Genomic DNA, 7,683 nt, shown 5'->3' on the forward strand with positions numbered 1-7,683 from the left:
TTTATTTTTTCTTAATTTCGCCCTTGTTTTGCTTTGATTTTTCCCTTGACCTTCCCCAAACATAGCTCTAAATAATTCGCGTTGTGATAAGGCGGCGAATACGCTAAGCCCTGGGAGCATACACAAGTATGTGACTAGGGTTAGCTTATGAAGCCAACACAGTCACAGCGTGAAGTATGACGAGCATTTAAGTCCTCAGCTTAGAGCGCAACCGTTTGATGGCCTGACTGTGGAGCTGACTCACCCGCGACTCCCCCACCTCCAACACCGCACCAATCTCCTTCAAATTCAGCTCTTCTTGGTAATACAGCGTCAGTACCATTTTTTCGCGCTCTGGCAATTGCTCTATCGCCGCCACTATTTGGTCTTTTAGGTTGGATTCCATCAATAAGCTCAGTGGATTACCGCCATCGTCTTCATCCATTGAAGGTTCGCAGCTTTCCCCGTGCACTTCGTGCCATTCATCGTAGGAGAACAGTTGGCTATTGTTGGTATCCAGCAGCACTTGGCGATATTCCGCCAGATCGATATCCAGCGCTTTGGCAATCTCAGGTTCAGTGGCACTGCGCCCAAGGTTTTGCTCAAGTTCACCAATGGCTTTGATCATTTCACGGGCTTGGCGACGCACGCTACGAGGAACCCAGTCACGGCTACGTAGCTCATCGAGCATAGATCCACGGATCCGCTGTACGGCATAGGTGGCAAAAGAGGCACCTAATGAGGCGTCGAAACGTTCTAATGCGTGGAGTAGCCCAATGCCACCCGCTTGAATTAAGTCATCGATATCAACGCTGGCAGGAAGTCGGACTTGCAGTTTCAGGGCTTCATGGCGTATTAGAGGGTAATAACTCTCCCATAGGCTATTTTTATTAATGACACCTTCGGCAGTATATAAATCACTCACAACCTGAATCACCCTTCAAGTTTTAACTAAAGGTAGCCATTATCTGTGTTACGCGTAATTTCAATCCGCAGAGTAAGGCACTAAATCAGCCGTGATTCTTTTTATCCTAAATAAATTTGATGAAACCCGATATTTTTTGATTCTATTTTTTGTTTTTTCTTTTGACCTTGCCCTTGCCTTTGACCTTGTTTTTGACCTTAACAATGTCAAAGCGCGCCCTAAATAATTCGTGTTGCAGCTAGGCGACGAAGGAGATTATCCCGATGAGCGTACATGAGTACGTGATTCCGGTGAGCGACTGAAGTCAACAACGCTGTGGCGCGAAGTATAACGGGCAAAAAAAAGACCAGCAAAGCTGGTCTTTAATAAAAAGCTCGATCACGAATTAACGTAACAGGCTCAGAACACCTTGTGGAACTTGGTTAGCATGTGCTAACACAGCAGTACCTGCTTGTTGCAGAATCTGACCACGGCTCATGTTAGAAACTTCTGTCGCGAAGTCAGCATCTTGGATACGGCTACGTGCTGCGCTCAGGTTGTTAGCAGAGTTGTTCAGGTTGTTGATAGTAGATTGCAAACGGTTTTGGATAGCACCTAAGCCTGAACGGAAGCCATCAACTAAATTCATTGCTTTGTCTATCTGCTCTAATGCTGATAGACTTGTAGGCTTGTTCGTTTTCTTAGCGCTCTCATATTGAGTTGGAGTTTGAGTTTGATCTTTTATTTTTACCTCAATAAAAACCTCTTCGCTTTTATTGTTTTTACCAACGACAAAAACTTTACTTTTTTCTACCAAACCTGATCCATCTAATGATTCGAAAACTTTCATACCTGAAAGGTTTTTAGCATCCGGATCTTCCTTCGCTTTATTCAAAGCACCCTCTGCTTCGTTGCCTTTAATTTCGTTACCTATAGCGCCTTTGTCTGATACCTTAAAATTAGATATACCTAAACTATCGCTGTCTACTTTTTCCAGATTGAGAGAGATAGTTTCATTATTGTTAGCACCTACTTGAATACTCATGTTAGTCTTTTGACTTAATACATTTACGCCGTTAAACTGGGTTTGATTAGAGATACGGTCGATCTCATCCAGACGCGCTTTAACTTCTTTATTGATAGAATCGATGTCGCTCTTAGTGTTAGTGCCGTTTTGTGCTTGAACAGTCAGTTCACGAACGCGTTGTAAGTTATCGTTGATTTCGTTAACTGCACCTTCAGCGGTTTGTGCGATAGAGATACCGTCGTTTGCGTTACGTGCAGCCTGAGTTAAACCTTTAACGTTTGCAGTGAAACGGTTAACGATTGCTTGACCCGCAGCGTCATCTTTTGCGCTGTTGATACGTGAACCAGAAGATAAACGCTCAATCGCACTACCCAGTACGCCTTGTGAACGGTTTAAGTTGTTCTGAGTAGTCAGAGACAGAATGTTGGTATTAATAACCTGTGCCATAATGTATTGTCCTTTTTCTTAATAGTCGATTAAGCACGCTGGCTTAACTCGGTAAATGTTGTCAGCAATAACATTATCGGCGGCACCCAAAACCCCTTTAGCCCTTTTTATAAAAATCTTTCATATTTCGAGGCTAAAGCCCGCTGGAATCAGCTTTTTTTACACGAAAATTTTTATTAAATTCTTTTTTTATCGTTAATTTCCCCATCATTTTTATTCAATAAGCCTAATTACCTGCCTTTTACGGTTTAACTCCCCCCATTATTATTTCGCCGAATAGTCTAATATTTTTCCCCAATTCGCCGATAAAGGACTAAATACGAATTTATTTTCAGGGTTTATATTCAGGAGAGATTTATGGCAGGCATATCCACACTCGGTATCGGGGCTAACTTAGACTTAAATGTGCAAATGGAGCAATTAGAGGCAATGGAAAGACGCCGCTTAGCCCCACTGACAAAACAGAAAGCCAGCTATGATGCGCAAATCAGTGCATTTGGTAAGATGCAATCTTCATTAGAAAAACTGAAAAAAGCGGCGGAAGATCTCAAAAAATATCAAGATATCAGCACCACTAAAGTCAGTGGTGAATATAAAGCCTTTGACGTGAAAACAGATGGTAAAGCAATTGCAGGTGTACATGATGTTAAAGTCACCAAACTGGCAAAAGCACAAACTATTGCGACAAAAGGCGTTGATGATAACAAAAAATTATTAGGTAACCGCGCAGCAGAACGCACCATTACAATCACTCAGCCTTCACAAAAAGAAGATAAAGATAAAATTGTTATCAAACTCGATAATGAACACACTTCATTAATCGAGCTTGCAGATGCGATTAATAAAACCGATAAAGGCGTTTCGGCCTCTGTTATTAAAGACAAAGATAACAAATATCATCTTGTTGTTACTTCTAAAAAAGCAGGAACCGATAGTCGTATCTCCATCAATGTAGAGGGAGATGACAATCTTGCTGCTATGTTGAATGTGCAGTATAAAATTGATAAAGATGGCAAGGTCACACTAAATACAGACCCTACAACAGGGATGGTTCCTAAAGTTGATCCACAAAACGCACAATTAATCATTGATGGTTTCGAATTAGAATCTCAAACCAACGAAGCCAAAGACCTGTTTCCTGGTTTAACCCTGTCTTTAAAGAAAGGGAGTGAAGATGGCAAATCAGAACATTTAATTATCTCTGAAGATATTGAGCCAGCTAAGGGCAAAATTAAAGCGTGGGTGGATGCCTATAATGAGTTCCAAACCTTAGCCAAAGAGCTCACTAAATATACCCCAACGAAAAAAGGCACTGCACCGGATAAAACCAATGGTCCATTAATTGGTGATTCCACTTTACGTGCAATTCAAAGTACCTTACGTACCCAAGTGCGTAGTCCACAAGATAGCGGTGAATTAAACCTGCTGAATAAAATGGGTATTAAGCAAAAACTGGACGGTACGTTAGAGATCGACAATAAAAAACTCGATAGTGCTCTAAAAGATAACCCATCTAGCGTAAAAGTATTCTTTGCCGGTGACGGTGAGAAAACTGGATTTGCGACCGAAAACTTTAACGTCTTAAAAGAGACCTTAGATAGCAAAGAAGGTACGCTGCATAACGCCACAGATGGCGTACAGAAGAAAAAGAAAAGCATCGATAAACGTATCGAGCAAACCAATAAACAAATTGAAAACACCATGGATATTTATCGTCGTCAGTTCCAAAACCTCGATAAAATGATGAGTTCATTAAATAGCACCACTAATTCATTAGGCAGACTTTTAGGTTAACCGCATGTATCAACGTAAAGCTAATCAAGCCTATCAGCAGGTCAGTTTGGAGAGTGAAATCGCCAATGCGACCCCGTATCAACTGATCCAAATCCTGTTTAAAGGGGCCTTAAGTGCCCTTAAACGGGGAGAGATTTTTATGGAACAGGGGAACATTGCTGAAAAGGGTAAAGAAATCTCAAAAGCCATCGACATCATTGACACGGGATTAAAACAATCGCTAAATTACGAGGCTGGTGGCGAACTTGCTGAAAATTTAGCGAGTTTGTATGAATACATGACGCGGCAATTGCTCCGCGCCAACATAGAAAACAACGTGACTTATGTCCAAGAAGTTTACCAATTACTCTCCGATATCGCCTCTGCATGGCAACAAATCGGTGTAAATGTGGATGAAAGATAACCAGGTGGACAATAAAAATCCTCTCTATTTACTTGAAATATATCGTAATGTCTTAATATTAAGTGAAAACTTAGTTTCGCTCGCACAATCAGGGGAATGGGAGTCATTAATCTCCCGAGAAACTGAATATGTCCTTGCCGTTGAGAATTTAACGGCTTTGACTCAAGAATATGAGCAGGAACAACCTATTACTGACGACTTTGTGCAGTTACTACACCAGATCATTGAAAACGAACGAGTGACAAAAGAACACTTACAAAATCATTTGAATTTTTTAAGTAAAGAAATCAAACAGCTCGACCAACAAAAGGTATTGAATAATAGCTACGGCCAATTTGATCAACCCGATGCTCCAAGGGTTATTAAACCTCTCGAGTAAACGGTAAAGTGTCAGGCAGTTCACCTGACGCTTAACTTAATAGGACAACTCAATTGGCACCAAGAACACAATAGCAGCTCCCCGAATCACACTTGTTGGGTCTCGGGAAGCCGTAAAATAGACGGGAAATGCTGTTACTTTAATTTTTACTGCTGTTTTAATCTTTGCTGCTTTTTAAGCTTTTTCAACAACATATTGCGCTTTAACGTGGATAAGTGGTCGATGAACACTTTACCGTTTAAATGGTCAATTTCATGTTGCATGACAATCGCTAAAAACTCATCACTGTCGACAACAAACTCCTTGCCGTCACGGTCAAACGCCTTCACCTTCACACGCAAAAAGCGTGGCACATCCGCGTAAACATCCGGTACGGATAAGCAACCCTCTTGATAGCTAGTCTCCCCTTCGCTCTCAATAATTTCTGGGTTGATAAATACCATTGGCTGATTACGTTCTTCCGAAATATCAATCACCATAATGGCTTTGGTTTCGGCAATTTGCGTTGCCGCCAGCCCGATACCATTATCAGTGCTGTACATGGTTTCAATTAAATCATCGACCAATGTTTGTACTGCTGCGAAATCCGTAACGGGACTGCACTGAATACGCAATCTTTCATCTGGAATTTCAATAATTTCTCTTACTGCCATAGCTAAAATCCTGTTGATTCAATTACTTTTACTCAAGTCTATAGAATTAGTATCGCCCTTTTTTTACGTATAAAAGATGCAAAAAATGGCAAAGTCACTTGAATATGAAATTTTCACAGAAAAATAACATGATCTGAGAAAAAACACACCTGAAATCACCAGAAAATTCACCGTGTAACCCCGTTCTACAGGCAAGATCCAATGTATTTCATCAAAATAAGACAATCCGTATAAACAAGTATTTGTAAATTTTACATGGTAAACCGACCAAAATATAAATCTGAATTAACACTGATTAGATAGCTTAGCTATAATTTTATTTCGACTTTCTATTTAATACTGTTTTTAACAGGAAAATTACATGGGATAAGCCGAGTTTTGTTCGCTGATACCCCTTTTCTTTAAATACATAACCCAACATAAGCTTACGTTTTTAATACTTAATCATAATTCTTACCTTTGCTTTGCTCGCTGTTTAATTAATGATGAAGACCTGTTCGATGACCAATATTCCTTACACCACAAACACACGTTTTAGCGCCGGATTAGGCTTAGGTAATTTTAAAAATGGTAACGCCATCGCAGCCGGTGCTCAGTATCAAGTTAAGCAAAACTTGAATCTGCGCAGTTCTATTTCTTGGAATAACTCTGATAGAGCCGTTATCGGAGCCGGTATTGCCTACGGTTGGTGATATTGAACCAATAACTATCTTTATTCTTCTTGTCATATTTATTAGCATCAATGTAAATTGATGCTAATTTTTATTTAACGATTAATTATCAATACCACTGTTTAATTTCTTACTATTAAATTTAAATCACTCAAATCATTATTAGGCATACATTAAACCTTTTCTTCACACTTATTATTCATCATTTAATTGCAACACCTGACATCCCTCTATACAATGCTCAGCTTTCTCAAATTCATTACCTTAACTTATTCATAAAGCCATTATTGTGAAACTACTTTTTTCTCTTTCATTAACGACCGCGATTCTTTCTGGATTATGGGCATGGGTAGCTGATGTCTTCGGGCTAATCAGTTGGGCGGGCTTTTTAGGCTGCACGGCGTATTTTGCCTATCCCAAAGAAGGGATAAAAGGATTGCTTGTCACTGCATTAACCGCACTCAGTGGTGTGGCTTGGGGTTTGGTCATTATTCATAGCGATAAGCTCACCCATGACCTACCTAATTTTGCAGGCTACTTTGTGACCACGATTATCGCTTTTATCATGTGCTTTCAAGCCCAAAAATCGTGGCTGGCCTATATTCCAGGAACCTTTATCGGCGCCTGTGCAACCTTTGCAGCGCAAGGTAATTGGCGCTTAACTATTCCATCACTTATTGTGGGTGTTTTATTTGGTTACGCTATGAAGCAAAGTGGTCTCTGGTTAGTCAAAAAACTGGATAAAGCCCCTTGACGCATAATGAGGGTATCCAAGTACCCTCTGGCGATAAAAATAAATTACCTTTATTTATAGGATATCGACGCTGCGCTAATTTTATTTGCTAAGCAGCCAGTTATTTTAATATTTGAGTTTGATAGGTATGCCGTATTCATGAGTTGGAACATTGCCTTACCATAATCATTTCCAACTGATTCTAATTTACTCGACCGCCAATTTGCCGTCACCGCCCCCAATCAAGTGTGGTGCGGCGATGTGACGTATATTTGGACAGGAAAACGATGGGCGTATCTCGCTGTTGTGTTAGACCTTTTTGCACGGAAACCTGTTGGTTGGGCACTCTCCACGTCCCCCGACACCACGTTGACCTTAAAAGCTCTGCAAATGGCTTGGGAAATGCGCGGTCAACCAAAAGGACTGATGTTTCATAGCGACCAGGGCAGTCATTATACCAGCCTTGAGTATCGTCAACGGTAATGGCGCTATCAAATAGTCCAAAGTCTGAGTCGACGAGGTAACTGTTGGGACAACAGTCCAATGGAGCGATTTTTTAGAAGTTTAAAACATGAATGGATGCCTTCAATAGGTTATGGAAGCCTAAAAGAAGCAGAACACGGAATTATTCGTTACATCACAGGCTATTACAGCAACATCAGGCCTCACTGGTATAACGGAGGGTTGACCCCC

At 40.6% G+C, this 7,683-nt stretch carries 8 protein-coding genes and 1 pseudogene; 6 read left to right on the forward strand and 3 right to left on the reverse strand.

The genetic code is table 11. The annotated features are described in order from the left end of the window. Positions 1-187: 187 nt before the first annotated feature. Positions 188-904, reverse strand: a complete 717-nt coding sequence (locus PSF16_RS12170; protein ID WP_272689317.1) for an RNA polymerase sigma factor FliA — start codon at positions 902-904, stop codon at positions 188-190. 385 nt (positions 905-1,289) lie between these two features. Continuing rightward, entirely contained in the window at positions 1,290-2,357 is a 1,068-nt protein-coding gene (locus PSF16_RS12175; RefSeq protein WP_272689318.1) for a FliC/FljB family flagellin, read from the reverse strand. 357 nt (positions 2,358-2,714) lie between these two features. Here PSF16_RS12175 and fliD point away from each other — a divergent pair, with 357 nt between their 5' ends. From fliD to fliT, 3 genes are read left to right on the forward strand one after another with little or no spacing between them, the layout of a single operon-like run. Further along, positions 2,715-4,151, forward strand: coding sequence for a flagellar filament capping protein FliD (gene fliD / locus PSF16_RS12180; protein WP_272689319.1), 1,437 nt, complete (start codon positions 2,715-2,717; stop codon positions 4,149-4,151). Positions 4,152-4,155: 4 nt separating this feature from the next. Beyond that, on the forward strand, positions 4,156-4,554 hold the full coding sequence (gene fliS / locus PSF16_RS12185) for a flagellar export chaperone FliS (protein WP_272689320.1): 399 nt from the start codon (positions 4,156-4,158) through the stop codon (positions 4,552-4,554). Next, positions 4,544-4,933, forward strand: a complete 390-nt coding sequence (gene fliT / locus PSF16_RS12190) for a flagellar protein FliT (protein WP_036951364.1) — start codon at positions 4,544-4,546, stop codon at positions 4,931-4,933. Before fliS ends, fliT begins: the two co-directional genes overlap by 11 nt. 146 nt (positions 4,934-5,079) lie before the next feature. On the opposite strand, the gene def is transcribed toward fliT, so the two are convergent. After that, on the reverse strand, positions 5,080-5,586 hold the full coding sequence (gene def / locus PSF16_RS12195) for a peptide deformylase (RefSeq protein WP_154628477.1): 507 nt from the start codon (positions 5,584-5,586) through the stop codon (positions 5,080-5,082). A gap of 482 nt (positions 5,587-6,068) precedes the next feature. Between def and PSF16_RS12200 the strand changes: the two genes are divergently transcribed. The 3 genes and pseudogenes from PSF16_RS12200 to PSF16_RS12210 form a co-directional block, all read left to right on the forward strand. Then, positions 6,069-6,278 (forward strand): YadA C-terminal domain-containing protein, encoded by a 210-nt coding sequence (locus tag PSF16_RS12200; protein ID WP_272689321.1) that lies wholly within the window; start codon positions 6,069-6,071, stop codon positions 6,276-6,278. A gap of 268 nt (positions 6,279-6,546) precedes the next feature. Beyond that, entirely contained in the window at positions 6,547-7,011 is a 465-nt protein-coding gene (locus tag PSF16_RS12205; protein ID WP_272689322.1) for a DUF1097 domain-containing protein, read from the forward strand. Between the two features lie 183 nt (positions 7,012-7,194). Next, positions 7,195-7,683: pseudogene (locus PSF16_RS12210) on the forward strand (IS3 family transposase); the annotation flags it as partial.

This window comes from Providencia sp. PROV033 (genome assembly GCF_028484855.1).
Taxonomy (GTDB): domain Bacteria; phylum Pseudomonadota; class Gammaproteobacteria; order Enterobacterales; family Enterobacteriaceae; genus Providencia; species Providencia alcalifaciens.